Source organism: Flavobacteriales bacterium (genome assembly GCA_020635795.1).
In the GTDB taxonomy this organism is placed as follows: Bacteria; Bacteroidota; Bacteroidia; order Flavobacteriales_E; family Vicingaceae; genus Vicingus.
In genome coordinates this window covers 459,526-479,155 of record JACJZD010000001.1, presented here as the reverse complement: position 1 = coordinate 479,155, position 19,630 = coordinate 459,526, and the positions used below count along the sequence as shown (strand labels likewise).

The 19,630-nt window shown below is 31.9% G+C and carries 12 protein-coding genes and 1 pseudogene; 10 read left to right on the top strand and 3 right to left on the bottom strand.

What is annotated here, in order from left to right; all coding sequences use genetic code 11:
• Positions 1-8: 8 nt before the first annotated feature.
• Positions 9-3,011: a histidine kinase gene (locus H6589_02035; GenBank protein ID MCB9173364.1), complete on the bottom strand. Its 3,003-nt coding sequence runs from the start codon at positions 3,009-3,011 to the stop codon at positions 9-11.
• Positions 3,012-3,087: 76 nt separating this feature from the next.
• Positions 3,088-3,339 (bottom strand): T9SS type A sorting domain-containing protein, encoded by a 252-nt coding sequence (locus H6589_02030; protein MCB9173363.1) that lies wholly within the window; start codon positions 3,337-3,339, stop codon positions 3,088-3,090.
• A gap of 259 nt (positions 3,340-3,598) precedes the next feature.
• Between H6589_02030 and H6589_02025 the strand changes: the two genes are divergently transcribed.
• From H6589_02025 to asnB, 3 genes are all read left to right on the top strand, one after another.
• Positions 3,599-4,807 (top strand): oligosaccharide flippase family protein, encoded by a 1,209-nt coding sequence (locus H6589_02025; protein ID MCB9173362.1) that lies wholly within the window; start codon positions 3,599-3,601, stop codon positions 4,805-4,807.
• A 172-nt stretch (positions 4,808-4,979) separates the two neighbouring features.
• On the top strand, positions 4,980-6,692 hold the full coding sequence (locus H6589_02020; GenBank protein ID MCB9173361.1) for an alginate lyase family protein: 1,713 nt from the start codon (positions 4,980-4,982) through the stop codon (positions 6,690-6,692).
• Between the two features lie 42 nt (positions 6,693-6,734).
• Positions 6,735-8,729 (top strand): asparagine synthase (glutamine-hydrolyzing), encoded by a 1,995-nt coding sequence (gene asnB, locus H6589_02015; GenBank protein ID MCB9173360.1) that lies wholly within the window; start codon positions 6,735-6,737, stop codon positions 8,727-8,729.
• Here the strand turns inward: asnB and H6589_02010 are convergent.
• Entirely contained in the window at positions 8,726-11,155 is a 2,430-nt protein-coding gene (locus tag H6589_02010) for a YfhO family protein (GenBank protein ID MCB9173359.1), read from the bottom strand. The genes asnB and H6589_02010 overlap by 4 nt on opposite strands.
• 84 nt (positions 11,156-11,239) lie before the next feature.
• Between H6589_02010 and H6589_02005 the strand changes: the two genes are divergently transcribed.
• The 7 genes and pseudogenes from H6589_02005 to H6589_01975 all read left to right on the top strand — a co-directional run bounded on the left by H6589_02005 (position 11,240) and on the right by H6589_01975 (position 19,602).
• Complete coding sequence (locus H6589_02005; protein MCB9173358.1) at positions 11,240-12,475, top strand: Nramp family divalent metal transporter; 1,236 nt, start codon at positions 11,240-11,242, stop codon at positions 12,473-12,475.
• Between the two features lie 49 nt (positions 12,476-12,524).
• On the top strand, positions 12,525-15,644 hold the full coding sequence (locus H6589_02000; protein MCB9173357.1) for a PKD domain-containing protein: 3,120 nt from the start codon (positions 12,525-12,527) through the stop codon (positions 15,642-15,644).
• Positions 15,613-15,981: a hypothetical protein gene (locus H6589_01995; GenBank protein ID MCB9173356.1), complete on the top strand. Its 369-nt coding sequence runs from the start codon at positions 15,613-15,615 to the stop codon at positions 15,979-15,981. Before H6589_02000 ends, H6589_01995 begins: the two co-directional genes overlap by 32 nt.
• Positions 15,982-15,990: 9 nt before the next feature.
• Positions 15,991-16,461, top strand: a pseudogene (locus H6589_01990) (PKD domain-containing protein).
• Positions 16,462-16,566: 105 nt separating this feature from the next.
• Complete coding sequence (locus H6589_01985; GenBank protein ID MCB9173355.1) at positions 16,567-17,061, top strand: gliding motility-associated C-terminal domain-containing protein; 495 nt, start codon at positions 16,567-16,569, stop codon at positions 17,059-17,061.
• Positions 17,062-17,067: 6 nt separating this feature from the next.
• Positions 17,068-18,603: a PD40 domain-containing protein gene (locus H6589_01980; protein MCB9173354.1), complete on the top strand. Its 1,536-nt coding sequence runs from the start codon at positions 17,068-17,070 to the stop codon at positions 18,601-18,603.
• A gap of 36 nt (positions 18,604-18,639) precedes the next feature.
• Positions 18,640-19,602 (top strand): PorP/SprF family type IX secretion system membrane protein, encoded by a 963-nt coding sequence (locus H6589_01975; GenBank protein MCB9173353.1) that lies wholly within the window; start codon positions 18,640-18,642, stop codon positions 19,600-19,602.
• Positions 19,603-19,630 lie beyond the last annotated feature (28 nt).

Sequence of the window (19,630 nt, the reverse complement as noted above, 5' to 3'; positions counted from 1 at the left end):
TTGTCGTTTTAATTTAATTTTATTTTTATAATCACTTTTGTTCCTGACGCTTGTTTTTTATCATCAAACAAATCAATCATTTCTACATTCATGTTTTCGTAAACCTCATTATTTATAATATTTAACCGTTCTTTTGTAATGGTCATCCCAACCGATTTGTTTTGGATACCACGAGCAGATTTAATTTTTTCTGCAGCATCTCTTCCAATACCATTATCAGAAATTGTACATATTAAAAAATCATTATCTAAAGAAAATGAAACTTCAACAAATCCTTTCTCTTTTTTATTCATTAACCCATGCCATATCGCATTTTCAATAAATGGTTGTAGTAGCATTGGTGCAATTTTATCGTAATCCAAGTCTATATTATCATTTACCTTTAATACATAATCAAAACCTTCACTAAATCTTACTTGTTCTAATGATAAATATAAATTAAGCATCTCAGTTTCATCTCTTAAAGTAATATAACTTTTATCTGAATGGTTTAAAACCATTCGAATTAGTTTCGAAAAGTTAGTAATGTACCTATTCGAATCTTTAAAATTATTACTTGATATAAAATGCTGAATAGAGTTTAAGGTGTTAAAAATAAAATGGGGATTTATTTGTGATTTAAGTGCCTTTAATTCGAGTTCAATTATCTTTTTTTCGTTTTCTGCTAATCTTTGTGCGTTTTTACTTTTTATGCGTATTTGGGTTTCTCTAAATTTGAAAACACCAATTATAACTAACAGCAACATCAAAATTTCGACACTTATAAACCACCATGTAAGCCAAAAAGGAGGATTGATTTTAAACCTAATCTTAACCGGATGACTCCAAAAACCATCTTCATTTTTTGCCTTTACTTCAAAGGTGTAATTACCCGAAGATAACCCATAAAAATTGACAGTATTTTGAGTGGTATTGTACCACATCGTATCAATGTCTGACAACTTATATTTATATTCTATATTACCTAAACTTTTATAGTTTAAACTTTCAAAATTTATGTCGATTCTATTCTCATTGTAACTGAGTTCAATAATAGTATCTACTGTAAATTTCAATTCTTTATCATTCACTTTAAACCCCGTTATGTGTATAGGTAATCTCGTTTTATTGATGAGTACTTTTGTTTTATCAAATTCAATAAGGTTTTTTGGCGTAACTAAAAAAATGGTATTATCACACGACTTAATGTGAGCGATTTCATTTGAAATCAACCCATGCTTGGTGGTAATGTTTTGAATATGGTAATTTTTTGAAGAATGATAATTAAGTCGAGATAATCCATTATTGGTACCTACCCAAATTTCATCCTGATAATCAACATGAACACTTTTGACTAAATCACCTACAAGTCCTTTTTGTTCATCAATAATATCAATAATTTTTCCATTTTTCATTAACACCAATCCAAAACTTTTTGTGCCAATTAAAACTATTTCATTATTAAATTTTTCCAAACAAGTTACTCCAGTACTTAATATGTCATTATTTTTAAATGGCTCCAACATCAAATGCTTTACATTATTAAAACATATCAACCCTTGATTAGTACCTATCCAAATGTTTTCATTTTCTTTTATTAAACTCGTACACCAATATTTCTTTTGCCCATCTCTCAATGAATAATAAACTTCAACATCATCAACAATCTTAGAAAACCCATTACTATTTACCCTATATATTTTATTTCCTTCAATAATGGCGGCTTTGGTTGATGGATGTATAACTTTAATTTTTTTATTAAGTCCAGTACTATAAATCTTTCTTAATGTTTCAAAGTATCCATCAGCTAATATACTGTTGGTACTTTTATCAAAAACAATATTTTGAGGAATATCATCCGATTCGGTTATTTTAGTGTAAGTTAATGGTGTTTCATTAATTTTTCTTTTTAGTATTTTCTTATCTTTAAGACCTAGGTAAACAACTTTATTTTGTGTGTCAACATCTATAGATGAAACAACAATATCATCACTTTTGAAGTTATTATTTTTCAAATAATACACTCCTTCTTTTAATGTTGTTATCCAATAGCCTCCTTCGTTATCTTTAAATATTCTTGACACTAATTTCGATACCAAGATATTTTCTTCAAACATCAAGTTTTGGTTCTTTATTTTATATTTATAAATTCCTTCATTTTGAACACAAATCCATAAATAACCATCAAATGTATTTGTTGAAAGAATCCTATTATGAAACCTATTTTTTAAACTAGTTGTTTTAAAAGAAATCTGTCCTTTTTTAAAATCAAGAAATCCTAAACTGTCTTCAAAAAAAAGTAGTTTATTTTCGATTGTTTTTTCAATTGCAACATTATACAACCCTTCAGACTCACGAGAATTAAATGTTATATTAAATACTCCATAATTTGAGCTTTTATTTTGCTCATGATATTCAAGTTTTACTTGTTGTAAAACAGAAACATCTGTATCAAGAACATCAAATAACACATCCTCATTTCTCGAAAATGTCCAAACCTGATAACCATTTATCTCGTATACAATAAATTTATTTTCTTTCTTACTTGACAACAACTTAATGTTACCTTCTTGAGTACAATTAAGCATTCCATACAGTGCGAAACCCATCCAAACAGTACCATCTTTATCAATAGCAAATGAATGTAGTATTGCATTTCCATCGATAGTTTTTAAAATTTTATCGTTATGTTCGAATGGATAAATACTATCGTTATAGAAATAGCATATTTTTTTGTTAAAAGTTCCAAACCATATTCTTCCTTCTGAATCTTCTCTGATTAAAAAAACAGTATTATCGGTTAATCCATCCTTAACATCAAAATTTTTAAACTCATAACCATTAAACCTGCTAACTCCTGCATCAGTTGCAAACCAAATATAACCTCTAGAATCTTGAAATGTAGAATATACCTCAGAGCTAGGCAATCCATCCTCAACTGTAAAATGCTTGTAATTATAATTTTGAGCTATTATATGGTTACACAGACAGAAAGAGATTGTAAAAATGTATAATAACCTAAAAACTTGCATTGATTTTTTTTACGTTTCTTTTTCAAAAGTATAAAAACAAATAGCTTAACACCAACATAAGCTACTCAAACTAAAATTATTTAGTTACAATAAATTTTCCTTTTTTTATCACACCTTCTGTTCGTTCAATGAAAACGACATAATATACTCCTTTAGATAAATTGTTAACATCGATAACTAATTTGTCTGTTTCATTACTAATTGTTACATTTTCAACTTTACAACCTGTATAATTAAAAATACTTACATCTTCTGCTCTCATGTTACCAACAACATCTATATAAAAAAATTGAGATGGTGTTTCAGCATATACCTCGATTTGTTCCATTTTGGAAGGTTATTGATTCTTACTTAATTCGCAAAGGAAGCTTGAAATATATAGAACTCATAGAAATGTTCAATATTTCCTATGAACGGTATAAAAAAGGCAGTTTTTGTACATTTTCGATTTCAAAAAATCAAAAAAATGGCTTTAGTTTCATTTTTTACAATAATAAATCTATAGAAGGATTATCTTCGTAAAAAAAAATAACCTGAAAAAAATAACCAACATACTTACCGATATTAGCAGCAAAGGTTTCTTCCATTTGTTTTCTGCTAATTCACTCATCCACCTTATTGAATTTGGTTCTCAATTATTTGTTGCTTGGATATTGTTGGCTGATGATATTGGTCGTATTAAATCCCTTCAAACTTTCGCTTCTGTTGGTGTAATTATTGCTGGATTAGGCTTTAACACCTCTATACTTAAATTATGTTCTGAAAAAGATGTAACCGATGAAGAAAAACAAACACTTTTTGCATCTGCTATAAAAACAACTTTACTTTTTAGTTTTTTAACTATTCTGTTAGCGATTGTTTTATCTTTTTTTAATTTAATATCAAAAGATACTTTAACCAACAACCTTTTTCTATACTACAGTTTATCTATTCCACTTCTTGCTTTAAACAACCTTTTGGTAGCTTACTACCAAGCGTTAAAAGCATTTAAAAAAGTATCCGTATTATTGGTAATTGCCCGAATAATTCATGTTGCTATAATTATAAGTTTAACATACCTATTCGGATTAAATGGATTTATTATAGGCGTAATTATTGGTTTTTTAATTAGTACGCTATTATTATTATCTAAAACCGAGTTTTTGAAAACTTGGAAAAAAACTACTTCGATTCATTTTAAAAAAAATTGGGATTTAGCTAAATATGCCTTTTTAGGTAACACCATAAACATGTTGTCTCTGTATTTAGATATCTTTTTTCTGAATCATTTGGTAAATAACCCTGAAGAAATTGGTTTTTATGGTTTTGCACTCACACTTATTGCTGGATTAAGAATTGTAACTTCTACCGCCCAACAGTTTGTTACTCCTTATTATTCCGAATTCTCTAGCAACGTGCCACAAATACTAAAAGCATTTAAAAAATCGAATCAAATTTTTGGAGCAACCATACTTGTAGTTGGTGTATTAGCCATATTAATTGTTCCATTGGTTATTCATTTCGTATTTTCTGGGAAATATGATGCATCTATGTTCTATTTCCAAATTTTAACGTTAAGTTGGATAATAAGAAGTTGGGTTTCGCTTAAAGGACCTTTCTTGTTAGCAATTGGTTATGTGCATGTCGCTTTTAAAGTATCTTTATGGGTATTTTTAATTACTATTTTACCTTATTGGTATGCTGTTAAAGTTTATCAAATTCAGGGGGCTTTATATGGTCAGGTTTTCGTTTCAATCGTATTTTTTATTGTGGTAAACATCAGTTTTAAACAGGTACTAAAAAAATTATATCATTAGTGTATTAGAAAACATACAATTAGCAAAACACCTTCCTTTAACCGTTTTATTTAAAAGAGGGTTAAAAAAAATTCTGCCTAATAAAGAATTTAATTATCATATATCAGATAAAAGGCTCTTAACTAATGGTTTATCAATAAACAACATCATTAACCCATCGGATTTACCGAAGTTGAATATAAATGATATAATTGTTGAACAATATCTAAATCACACTTTTAATTATTTAGGAAGTGGTTGGATAAATAGAAATATAAAAAATAATGCGAAAGTTTTAACCATTCATAACACTATTACAACACAGATTTTAGGTTTAATTGATAGCAACTACTCATCTATAGACTGGCAAAAAGAACCTATTGCAAATCACAGTTTCGATATTCAACTTCCTTATAATAAACAAAAATCGAGAAATGGAGTTGATATTAAGCACACGTGGGAGTTGGGTCGGTTACAACATTTGCCACGTTTGGCTCTCTATGCTGTATACGCTCAAAATAAAGAACGCTACATCACAGAGTTTAAAAATGTAACGCTTGATTTTATTGCCAACAACCCAATAGGAATGGGCGTTCAGTGGTCTTGCACGATGGACGTTGGTATTAGAGTTTCTAATCTTTTATTGGCTTATGATATTTTTAGTCAGCTTGACGAAAAATCCATTTTAAATGATGAATTCAAAAAAATATTTACAGATTCCATTTTCTTGCACGGACAATTTATTTTTAATCATTTAGAATACAAAGAAGGTTTAACTGGTAATCATTACTTGTTTAATCTAGCTGGACTATTATTTGTTGGTAATTATTTAACTGGAAATACAGAGATACAACAATGGCTTACTTTCTCTACCAAAGAAATTGAAAACGAATATTTTAAGCAATTTTTTACTGATGGTGGAAATTTTGAAGGCTCAACAACCTATCATTGTTTGAGTGCCGAAATGATGGCGTATTCAACAGCTTTGTTGATGAGAAATAATCACCATTTTAGTACTGAATTTAAATCACGAATAAATAAAACTGCTACATTTATTTCATCTATTTTAAAGCCAAATGGCGAAGTACCTCAATTTGGAGATAACGATAGTGGTCGGTTTTTTAAATTATCGTACACCGATTTAGATGATGATGAGAATCTCTTAAATTATGAAGGTTTAATATCAGCTTTTGGAGCAATAATTAATAACCCGTTGTTTTCAACTTTTATAAATAAATTTCCACTTGAACACCATATACTCGCTCAGTTAGCAGATGGAAAAACTATCGAATCGACAACTAACAAAACTTCATACAATTATCAATCATCAGAAAAAGATTTGACCCACACCAAAACACATGAAATAGTGTTTGATAAAATTGAAAACTTATTAGCTAACCTAAGTTTTATCCATTATCCAGATTTTGGTATTTCTATTTTTAAATCGACCAATTTTTATTTAGCCATAAGTACTATTTCAAACAAAAAAATGCACCACAGTTGGGGGCATGTTCACAACGATAAACTTTCGTTTGAATTATATGTAAATGGAAAAGATTTAGTAAAAGATGCAGGAAGCTATTGCTATACTTCTAACATTAAAACGAGAAATATATTTAGGGCGACAAAAGCTCACCATACTGCAATTGTTGATGGTATTGAACAAAATAAATTTATCACTTCAAAAAACGGCTTGTTTTATTTAGATAGAGAAACCAAATGTAGCTTATTAGAATATTCTCAAAACTCGCTAAAACTAATGGTAGAATATTATGGAATAACTCACATTAGAAACTTTGAAATTTTAAATGACCGATTAGTTATTACAGATTATTGTAATAAACCCTTTGAACAACATTTTAACACTACTCTATTTTCTAATGGTTATGGAAAAAAACTGTTTTAATTTTATCAAAACCCTTAATATTGCTCTGTAATTTTTAAACTCATGTGTGGATTTGTAGGATATGTAGGATTAACAAACGCTGAACCAATAAATATTGATGTTTTTGCTAGCATGAACGATGCTATCAGCCACAGAGGTCCTGATGGTGAAGGCTTTGCTTTTTTTGGAAATTATTCTGCTCAAGATATTACAGATTTTAAAGCCAAAAGACCTGATGCCCTAATTTTTCGAGAAGCTTCCAAAAGAACGATTGCTCTTGCTCATAGAAGATTATCTATTATAGATTTAAGTACCGATGCTTTACAACCCATGCAGAGCATCGACAAAAATATCACCATACTTTTTAATGGAGAAATCTACAACCATCAAGAAATAAAAGAACAACTCCTTGAAAAAGGACACCTATTTAAAACCAACCATTCGGATACGGAAGTAGTCATTAATGCTTATATAGAATGGGGTATTGATTGTATTAAAAAATTCAGAGGCATGTTTTCTATTGCACTTTGGGATGAGTTAAAAGAAACGCTTTGGTTGGTAAGAGATAGAATTGGTATAAAACCAATGTACTATACCCATCAAAACGGAAGAATTTATTTTGGAAGTGAAATAAAAGCCATTATTGAAGATGCTACCATTAAAAGAGCTATAAATCATGAAGGAATGTATAATTATCTTTCATTTTTGACGGTACCTGCCCCACAAACACTTTTTGAAAACATTTATAAATTACCAGCAGGTCATTTGTTAAAAATCGAAAATGGTAAAATGGGTAATCCTATTGAATACTGGGATGTTTTTGATGAAGTTGTACCAAATACCTCTTCTGAAGACAAAATAACAAAAGAAGTATTAGCGGAATTAACTGAAAGCGTCAAATATCATGGTGTAGCCGACATCCCTGTTGGTATTTTTCTTTCTGGAGGAATTGATTCTAGTTTAAATGCGGCCTTATTCTCAAAAATTGCCAATTATAGTGTAAAAGCTTTTTCGGTGGGATATGAAAATGACGAAAATTTAAAATCGTATAAAAACGAATTTAAATATGCTCAACAAGCAGCAAAACACTCCAATTGCGAATACCACCAGCAAATACTTACTCAACAAGATTTTATTGATTTTCTTCCAAAACTAATTCACCATCAAGACGAACCAATTGGCGACCCTGTTTGTATGCCTGTATATTTTGTTTCTAAACTTGCTAAAGAAAATAATGTTTCTGTTTGTCAGGTTGGCGAAGGAAGCGACGAATTATTTTGGGGTTATTCCTCTTGGAAATATTTTTTGACGTTGCAAAATTTGAACGACATTAAATTTATTCCAAAAACATTAAAAAAAATAGCACTTAAATCATTAAAACTTTTTGGTAAAGATGATACCGTATATTACGAGTGGCTTAAACGTGGTGTTGATGGTCAAAAAGTTTTTTGGAGCGGTGCTGAGGCTTTCACCGAAACTCAAAAGAGTAAATTATTGTCTAAAAAATTTATTGATACTTTACAACCCAACTATAGTTCTTGGAACATAATAAATAAGCACTATCTAAATTTTAATCAAAAAGCACCTGAAAAAAGTAACCTCAATTGGATGAGTTACATCGATTTAAAGATGAGATTACCTGAGTTACTTTTAATGAGGGTTGATAAAATGAGTATGGCTGTTTCGTTAGAGGCAAGAGTTCCTTTTTTAGACCACAAATTTGTAAACTACGCTATGGGAATACCATCAGCATTAAAAACAACGAATAACGAATCGAAATACGTATTAAAACAAGCTATAAAAAATGTGATTCCTGATAGTATTATTTATAGAAAAAAACAAGGCTTTGATGCCCCTGTTTACGATTGGATGATGGATGACTTAGGAGCTATAGCTAAGGAAAAAATTGCCTTATTTAATAAACATACTGGCTTTTTAAACGATAGCTATGTTAACACCATTTTTGAAAAAAAAAGTGGAAAACAACTTTGGTTTGTCTTAAATTTAGCTTTATGGTGGGAGTACTATATTTTTAATCACGAACAAAAAGCTGCTTAATCCTCTTTCATTCCTGGTAAAGGCTTCTTCATTATTAACATTACAACAATACTTGCCAACATTAACATGATTAAAGCCGATGATGCTAAAGTAATTTTACTACCAACATAATGCGGTTTTGGATAAAATTCAAATACAATTTCGTGATTTCCAGCTGGAACTTTCAACCCTCTTAACAAGTAATTTACACGAATAAATTCTGTTTCTTTTCCATCGATGTAGGCTTTCCAGTCAACATTTCCTTTGTACCAAATTTCAGAAAACACGGCAAAATTGTCTTTGTCTGCCGTAGCTGTATAAACCATTTTATCAGGGTGGAATGAGGCTAGAGCAATTGTTCCATTTACAACTGAATCTGATTTGAATCCTGATAAATAATCTTTGTATCGAACATCAACTACTGCAGTAGATGTTGGATTAAAATCAGTCAATTTTGCCATTTCTTCATCGGCATCTTTAGCCCAATCAATCTGATTAACAAACCAAACACTACCAAGTGCCTGAGGGTTTTGATTTACAACTTCTTCTCCGGGTTTTCCAACAATAAAATACTTTGTGTTCAACATATTAAACACATTCATATTCCCTTTTGAAAGTTGATTTTCAATCAAATCTTGATAACGAATTAGCTTAACAGCACTATAACCACCTACCGAATTATGAAAGTATGATGTTTTGTTATCATTAAATGAACTTACAGTTGCATTAAATACCCTGTAATTTGGTTCTTTATCGTTTAAAATTTGTTGGTCTGCAGCTGTTGCATGAATAGTTTGTTCGTAAGACTTAGCTTTAACAAAGTCATCATTGTTTACAAATCGTCTATCAACCAACCATAAATCTCCAATAATTATTAAGGCTAATAATCCTTTAACTAGAGTAATATTTTTTAGTTTATTGGTATTTAACATCCACAATATCCCAAACAAAGCAGCAAGTATAAACAACGTTCGAAGTGCATCAGCTTTCATTATAGATATTCTATCTTCAGTTAATATATCCAAGTCAATACCCGATTGAGCCAATTGTGTGTCATAAGCTCCTGTAAATGAAATAAACGATGAGCCAAATAAATATACAAACACAACTAATCCACCTAAAATCGAACCTGTATATATCAAGCCTTTTTTAAGTTTATCTTTATCAATCTCGTTTTTAAATATTAACTGAAGTGACGTTATAGCTCCCATAGCAACTGTTATCATGGTTAACGCCAACCACATCGATGGTGTTCTAAATTTGTTGTACATCGGAAAATGGTCGAAAAAGAACTCGTTGAGTACTAAGAGATTTTTACCCCACGCAAACATAATCGACATAATCGTTATCGTTAACAGTACCCACCTGATATTGCTTTTTGAGATAAAAAACATCAATATAAAAAGAAAAATTAATGCTGCCCCCATGTATGAAGGTCCAGTTGTAAAAGGTTGATCGCCATAATACAAAGGCACATTTTTCAGGAAATCTTTAATTTGATTTTTTGGAACACCTTTTTGAGCTAGATTATTATAAGTTTCTGAACTTTCATCCAATTTAGCACCACCTGCATATAAACCCGGAATTAATAAATTTAGCGTTTCGGCTTTACCATAACTCCATTGCATTGCATAATCTAAATCTAACCCTGTCGATTGTTTTACATCTTTAGTTAATTCTGATTTTCCACCTCGAATAGTTTCTGCACTATAATCATAAGTTGTCCATAATAATGTAGTGTTTGGTAACACTCCTAAAATTCCAAAAGCAAGAAGTATTAAAGAACGCTTAACAAAAACTGTTATGTTTTTCTCTTTAATGGCTTGAGCCATTTTAACAACAACCAACGCTAAAATCAAAAATAAAGCGTAATACACAATTTGAGGATGATTAGCCATTATTGCTAAACTCAAAAACAAACTGGATAATACTCCACCCAACAACCATTTACCTCGATACGTAATTAATATAGAAGAAATAAGGGGTGGAATAAAAGCTATGGCCAACAGTTTTGTTGCATGCCCTGCTTCAATAGATAATAAAAACCATGTTGATAACGAAAAAGCAATGGAACCAATTACACCTAGTTCGGGACTATATCCTAAAATGGATAAACTGATATAAAACCCCAACATCAGCATTAAACATAACCACATTGATTTAGGAAACAACTTGTAAGTATCTAAAAATACGCGCAGTAAATTAGCTTTAACTTGATAGGCAACCTGAAACAAAGGCATACCAGAAAAAAGCGTGCTTCCCCACAAAATGGTTTCTCCTATTTTCTCATAATCTTGAGCTTGTTTTGCTGCGGCAATAGAACTTATCTCATCATGAGCTAATATTTTTTTTCCTTGTAATTCAGGATAAAAATAAACTGCCGAAACAGTAATTAAAACTAAAACAGCTAACAAGTGTTTTAAAACGTGATTTTTTAAAAATTCCATGGTTTAACTTTTATTACGGCTAAAATTAATTACTTTAAAATAAATACTACCAAAGTTTTTATATTACCTTAGTTTTTTTTTCAACTGATGCAAAAATGGTATAAAATACTTGGTCCTGGTTTGCTTTATGCTGGTGCAGCAATAGGTGTTTCGCATTTAGTGCAATCAACCCGAGCTGGAGCCGAATTTGGTTACGGTTTAGTTTGGGCAGTTTTTGTTGCCAACATATTAAAATATCCTTTTTTTGAGTTTGGACCTCGATATGCCGCAGTTACAGGTAAAAGTTTGCTAGAAGGCTATCAATCACTTGGTAAATGGTCAGTTTATCTTTTTTTAGCTTTAACTTTTTGCAGCATGTTTATCATACAATCGGCTGTAACGGTAGTTACCGCAGGTATTGCCTCAGAAATTACAGGTGTTTCAGTACCCGTTTGGTTATTTTCAGCAATATTATTAGCTATTTGTTCAATTATTTTAATGATTGGAAAATTTAAATTGCTTGATATTAGCATGAAAGTGATTATATTGGTACTAACTACCTCAACAATTGTTGCTTTGATTGCTTCTTTTACAGGCAATAATGTAAAATACGAAGAACACATGACGAGTTTTGTATTTTCTGATAAATCGCACATTTTGTTTTTAATTGCATTAATGGGTTGGATGCCTGCACCTTTAGATTTATCCGTTTGGCACTCGTTATGGACTTTAGAAAAAAAGAAAGAATCTCCAGAAATAAATCTCAAATCAACTTTATTGGACTTTAACATAGGATACTGGGGTACTTTAGTTTTAGCGCTGTTTTTTCTAATCTTAGGTTCTGTAACTATTTATGGTTCTGGAATCCAATTAGAATCGAGTGGTGCCAAATTTGCAAACCAACTTATTGGTATTTATACTAATAATATTGGAAAATGGAGCTATTTTATTATTGCAGTAGCCGCTTTTACGACCATGCTTAGCACCACATTGACTTGTTTAGATGCTCAGCCAAGAGTAATTTCATCAACATTAAAACTACTCCATCCAAAAACTAATGAAAACAAGCATTATTGGATATGGTTATTCGTTTTAGCTACTGGTGTAACACTTATTGTAGCTTTCTTTATGACTAACATGAGAACACTAATTGATTTCGCAACCATTATTGCCTTCGTTACTTCTCCCATTTTAGCTATCATGAATTATCTAGTAATTACAAGTAAAAATGTTCCTAAACAATACCAACCAAATAGGTTTCTAAAAATATTAAGTTGGCTTGGTATAACTTATTTTATTGGTTTTACCATTTATTTTTTGTTCATCACATTTAATGGTTAAATCCTTTAATATCTGTACCTTTTTTTGCATATTTACGTACTAATTAAACATGACAAAATTTTTGGCAAAATATATCACGATTTTTATCCTTCTTATAGGTACAAATTCACTTTTTGCTCAATGCCCTCAACTACACGATTTTTTTGGAACTCCTAATAATGCCCCGTATTGGTACAGTTGTAGCGGAGCTAATTATACATTAAACATTAATTCTCCCGACAACATTGGAGCATGGACTGTTGATTGGGGTGATGGAAGCCCTATAAGTAGTGGGGCTTCTTTAGTTCCTGGCAACAATATTTCACATTTATATACGCTTACTGTCGATACGTTTAATGTTGTTTTTACAGAAACAAATACAGGATGTGTGATAAATGGAGTTTTTGTTATGGAACAAGCAACAAGTGCCTCCATACAAATTCCGATTGGTGGCTTAACACAAACTTGTGCTCCTTCGCCATTAGATTTTATCAATAGTAGTACGAACACATCAGAAACTACAGTATTTACATGGGATTTTGGAGATGGTAGTCCTCCTTTAGTTACAGATTACACCAACGCAGGGCAAACCATTTCGCACATGTATTTACAAGGAACTGTAAACTGTGTAACTCAAGTAACATTAACTGCCGAAAACTATTGTAACACCTTGCAAGGTGGCCCAAGTTTGGCTTCTTTTAACCCTATTCGAATTTGGGATATTGATGATGCAGCTATTAATGCTTCGGCAGTATTACTTTGTTATCCCGATACGCAAGTAACATTTAATAACATTACAAATAGAAATTGTTTAGCTCAAGGAAACATTGCTCAACGATACGAATGGTGGAATTTTGGAGATTATTGGGGTAATGGTTATGATTCTATTAGAGGTTGGGTTCCTTGGCCTCCTGCCCTGCCCTATACGATGGCTTATCCAGGTATAGGAACTTACAATGTAATGATGGTAGACAGTAGCTTTTGTGGATTAGATACTGCTTACATTACCGTACAAATTGTTGCTCCTCCTTTTGCTGCCCTTACTTCTTCAATTGATACTATTTGCGAAGGACAATCTGTAACATTTAACAATTTATCAGGAGGAGGTGCAAATACTTATTTTTGGAACTATGGGGATGGTTCTGGCTGGATACCTTCTGCGGGCGGGAATGTAAATCATTCCTTTACTAACTCTGGAGATTATGTTATACAAGTTGTTGCTGGAATTACTGGTGGAACTGGTGGATGTAGAGATACCGCATCAGTTAACTTACATGTTTTAAATAGTCCTGTTGCTAATTTTAATTTTGATAATAACAACGGTTGCGATAGTATGACCGTTAATTTTACCAATACCTCTTCAGCTGATGCCATTTCTTGGAATTGGAACTTTGGAAATTCCAATACTAGTACGCTACAAAATCCCCCATCACAATTTTATGGTTCTCCAGGAACTTACAATGTTCAACTAACTGTTGGAAATTTAAACGGTTGTTCACATTCAAGAACTAGAACTTTAACTGTTTATCAATCGCCAGTCCCTGCATTTACACCAACCAGCGTTTGTGTAAATTCTATAGCAACTTTTACCGATAATTCAACATCGGCAGTTGGCGACCCAATTATTTCTTGGAACTGGGATTTTGATGATGGAACAACCAGCACCCAACAAAATCCTAATCACATGTATACCGTGCCAGGGTTTTACGACATGATACTTACAGTAAATACTGCTTTTTGCTCAGGAACAGATACCGTTCAAATTAATGTAGAAAATATCCCAACTGCTAATTTTACCATGGACACAACTAATGGTTGTGCTGATTTATTAGTCAACTTCACCAATACATCATCTGCAAATGCTGTAAGTTTTATTTGGGATTTTGGTGATGGCTCTCCAATCGACACCAACATGAATCCTTCACATGTTTTTATAAATCCTTACGGAGTTGATACAACATATACCGTTCTATTAATTGCACAAACAGCTTTTGGATGTACTGATGATATTATTCATACTGTAACTGTTTTTCCTAATCCTAATGCTTCATTTACCGACAATGCAGTATTAGATTGTGCTCCACTTGTTGTTAACTTTACAAATACTTCGACTGGGTCAACGACACAAACATGGAATTTTGGTGATGGCACCCCAAATAGCAACGCATTAAGTCCTTCACATATTTATCAAAATACAACTCAATTCATAAATAATCATTTAGTTGAGTTAATTGTACTAAGTACAAATGGATGTTCTGATACTGCACGTAAAAATATTACAGTTTACCCCGAACCTCAATTCGGTTTTAGTATAAATCCAGATTCTGGATGTAGTCCACTTGTGGTTACTTTTCCATCAGTAATTGGAGCAGTAATTTATAACTGGGATTTTGGTGATGGAACAACAGGAGTTGGACCTACTCCTAATCATACCTTTGTAAATAATCTTACCAATAATTTAATTTACACCGTAACCTTAACTGCTACCTCTCCTTTTGGATGCAAGGATACCACTTATGGTGATGTGTTGGTATTCCCTAATCCATCGGCTCAATATACAGTTAACGACACCAACGGATGCCACCCATTTCCAATAACATTTACAAATAACTCTGTTGGAGGCACTTACTATCATTGGAACTTGGGAGATGGAACAACTTTTGATACATTGAGTTCAAATTTTAATCATACCTATACCAATATAAGTGGCATGTTGCAAAATGTAACTACAAATTTAATTGCCGAAACAGACCGAGGATGTAAAGATACAGCCAGTCAACTCATTACTATTTATCCTGATGTAACTGCAATTATGCAAGCCGATACCTTTGGTTGTAGTCCGTTTACAACAACTTTTACTAGTTTATCTGTTGGAGCAGTTAATTACTATTGGGATTTTGGTGATGGTTCTCCAGTAAGCAATTCCCCAAATCCTACCCATCAATTTGTAAATACTGGCGTTATTGACCAATATTTTAATGTTCGATTAATTATTGAGTCCGTTTATGGATGTTTTGACACCACATTTAAACAAATTTTGGTTTACCCTCCTACGACGGCACTTTTTAATACTAATACTACAGTTGGTTGTCAACCACTTCCAATTACAATTAACAACAACTCTTCAAACGGTACACTCTATCATTGGAATTTTGGCAATGGAACTACATTTGATAATTCTAGCTTCTAATTTCAATTATGTTTATACCAACAATACTGGTGTTGTTCAAAATTATACGATAACATTAGTTTCAGAAACCAATTATGGTTGTTTAGATACAACTTCACAAATTATAACTGTTTATCCTGAAATTATTGCTAACTTTTTTGCCGATACATCAGGTTGTAGCCCACTAACCAGCAATTTTGTAAATACTTCAGTAGGAGCAAATACGTTTATTTGGAATTTTGGTGATGGTTCAGCGTTAGATAACAGTCCTAGCCCTAGCCATATTTATACCAATACTACTCCAACTGATATTACTTATTCAGCAAGTTTAATTGCAGAATCGTTTTTACGGATGTAGAGATACTTTATATCAAAACATTACTGTACATACTACTCCAGTAGCTTCATTTATTGCTTCCCCACCACTCAAACATACCTGAGTACAGCCATATCCATTTCAAACACTTCTTCTTTTGGAACTTGGCAGTACAATTGGAATTATGGCGATACAACAACTTCCACATTACAATCTCCTCCAAATCATATTTACTCTACTTGGGGTAATTTTGATATAAGTGTTATTGTAAGTGGAGTATATTGCTCAGACACCGCAACTCAAACGATACAAATAATACCACCTGTTCCTGTAGCTAGTTTTACAGGTCCTGCAACCGGTTGTCGACCATTACGAGTACAATTTGTAAACAATTCGCTTTATGCAAACCAATACAATTGGAATTTTGGGAATGGAGATTTCTCACAACAAGTCAACCCCAATTATACATATTACAATCCAGGTATTTATACTGTTACATTAACGGCTACCGGAGATGGCGGAGTTGATACTCAAACACAAACTCAAATTATAGAAGTCTACCAAATACCTAATGCATTTTTTACTGTAACTCCAACAAGTGTTACTATTCCAAGTCAAGCAGTCTCCTTGTACAATTTAAGTTCTTTCGCCGCCACTTATGAGTGGAATTTAGGTGATGGTACAATTACCAACGATGAAAATCCTCAACATTATTATACTGAACCTGGCTTTTTTGACATCTCACTAATTGCCACCTCTGTAAACAATTGTAAGGATACTTTTAGAATAGTTTCAGCTGTTGAAGCCCTAGCTCAAGGCAGCATTAAAATACCTAATGCTTTTACTCCTAATCCCGGCGGTCCAAATGGTGGTTTAGTAATTGCAGGAAATTTAGATAATGACGTTTTTCATCCAATTATTTATGGTGCAGAAACCTACGAACTAAACATTTTTAATAAATGGGGAGAACTACTTTTTGTGAGTAAAGATATAAATATAGGCTGGGATGGCTACTACAGAGACAAGCTTGTTCAACAAGATGTTTATGTCTATAAAATTCAAGTTACATTTGTTGATGGTAATTCTGAAACATTTGTTGGTGATATTACTTTAATTAGATAATAAAAAATGAAAAAGCTACTTTTTTTAAGTTTAATATCAATAAGTATAACTGTTTTAGGACAAAATACAGATATTAAAAAAATACTTAAATCAGCCGATGAAAAATTTAGTTCACATGATTTTTTTGGAGCTGAACAATTGTATTTACAGGCTTACAATCTCGATTCGTTAGACAATAACATAACTTTTAAATTGGGTGTATGCAATTTCGAATTAAAAAATTATAAAAAAGCCGAAGAGTACTTTCTTAAAACATCAAGTGCTGTAAGTTTGGAACTTTTTAGATACAAAGCTGCCATAGCTCATGCTAATCAGAAATTTAAAAAAGCTATCAATTATTATAATGGCTATAAAATTATCAATGGTAAAAAAGACTTAACTAATGACGAAGTAAACCGATTGATAAACAAATCAATCTATGCAGAAGAAATGATTACAAAACCTAGAAATGTAACTATCCAAAACGTTGGTGCAGTTATCAATTCAAAATATGATGAATACGTTCCTTTAATTTCTGCAGATGAAGGTGCAATGTATTTTACATCCAGAAGACCTGAAAGTACTGGAAAAAAAATTGATCAGTCTGGACGTTATTTCGAGGACATCTATTACTCTAAAAAATCAGGTAGTACTTGGGAAAAACCTATACAAATGAAAGCTGGCATTAATACTGAAACCAATGATGCTTGTGCAGGATTATCTCCCGACGGACAATTACTATTTATTTTTAGAACCAATCCTGATTTGTATTCTGGTAGTTTGTACGAATGTAGAATGGGATTAGACGACTGGGAAACTCCAAAAAAATTACCTGAAAATATAAATTCCGATTTTGTTGAGTCAAGCGCATCAATAACCGCTAACGATAAGGTTATTTATTTTTCAAGCAATCGTGATGGCGGATTTGGAGGAAAAGATATTTATAAAGTTGAACGTTTACCAAATGGAACTTGGGGTAAAGCTCAAAATTTAGGTCCAACAATAAACACTGAGCATGATGAGGACGCTCCATTTATTCACTCTGATGGAAAAACTTTATATTTTAGTTCAACAGGACATCAAAATATGGGTGGTTACGATATTTTTAAAACCAAGTTAGGCGATGATAATGTCTGGAGTAACCCTGAAAATTTAGGTTATCCAATAAATACAGTAACCGATGATATTTTTTATGTGGTAGCTGCTGATGGAAAAACTGGTTATTATTCTTCCTCGCAAAATGGTGGATATGGCGGACAAGATATTTACAAGGTAGTTTTAACGGATGAATTTGAACAACTTCATGTAATTAAAGGAGAAGTTTATGGTGATTCCGAAACAAATCCTATTTCGGCTAAAATAACTTTAATAGAAAACGAAACCGCTAAAATTCAAGGTATCTATAAATCAAAAGAAGGAACAGGTAAATTTATTATGCTTGTAGAACCAGATAAAACCTATAATTATGTGGTTCAAGCAGACGGATTTCATCCTAAAACTGAGGAGTTGGTTTTTGACATAAAAAGCAATAAGCCTATCATTTTTAAATTACAAAAGAAATAATTGCCTCATTTAAAGAAAATATTATCCATTATTTTCATGTGCGTTTCTTTTTTTGGAATAGCTCAAGACATGCAATTTACCCAATTTAACGCAACTCCATTGTATCTAAATCCGGGTTTTACTGGCTCAACCATTCAACATCGTTTAATTGCTAATTATCGTAACCAATGGGCTGCAATCCCAGGTCATTATAACAATGTACTGTTTTCGTACGACTATAATTTAGCTGAATTTAATAGCGGTGTAGGAATCTTATTTGGACGAGAACAAGCAGGAACTTCTAGACTTACCACAACACAAATTGGTGCATTATACTCCTATCGTTTCCAGTTAAACAAAAAAATAATGATTCAACCTGGTTTAAAATTCAACTATGTTAGAACAGGAATTGATATGACAGACTTGGTATTTAATGACCAGTTATATACTAATGGTACTACTACCGAATCTTTCTTTTTAGAAAACACTTCGTATTTAGATATTGCTACTGGGGTTTTGCTTTACAATGAGAAATTTTGGGGCGGTTTATCCTTTAATCACATTAACCAGCCCAATCAATCGCTTACCAATAACGAAAGTCCATTGTACATGAAACTTTCAGCGCATGGTGGTTATAAATTCAACATTGTGGATGGAAACAAAAGAAATGCCGCCAAGTATTTTAATATGGCTTTCCATTATAAAGCACAAAACAAATACGACCAACTCGATTTAGGAGCTTATTACACACAAGAACCATTTGTTTTTGGGCTTTGGTACAGAGGACTACCTTTAATAAAGTCATATCAAGGTATTTTAAATCATGATGCTGTTGCTATAATTTTAGGTTATGCTATTGTCGATTATAACCTAAACATTGGGTATAGTTATGATGCTACTATTTCCAGATTAGCAGCTAATTCAGCTGGTTCTCACGAAATTTCTATTATTTACGAAATTGCTAGTAAAAAGAAAAAGAGACGAAAAGCAAAGTTTTTTGCCCCTTGTGCTAAATTTTAATCAGTTAAACTTTCGTTTTCTTACTTTT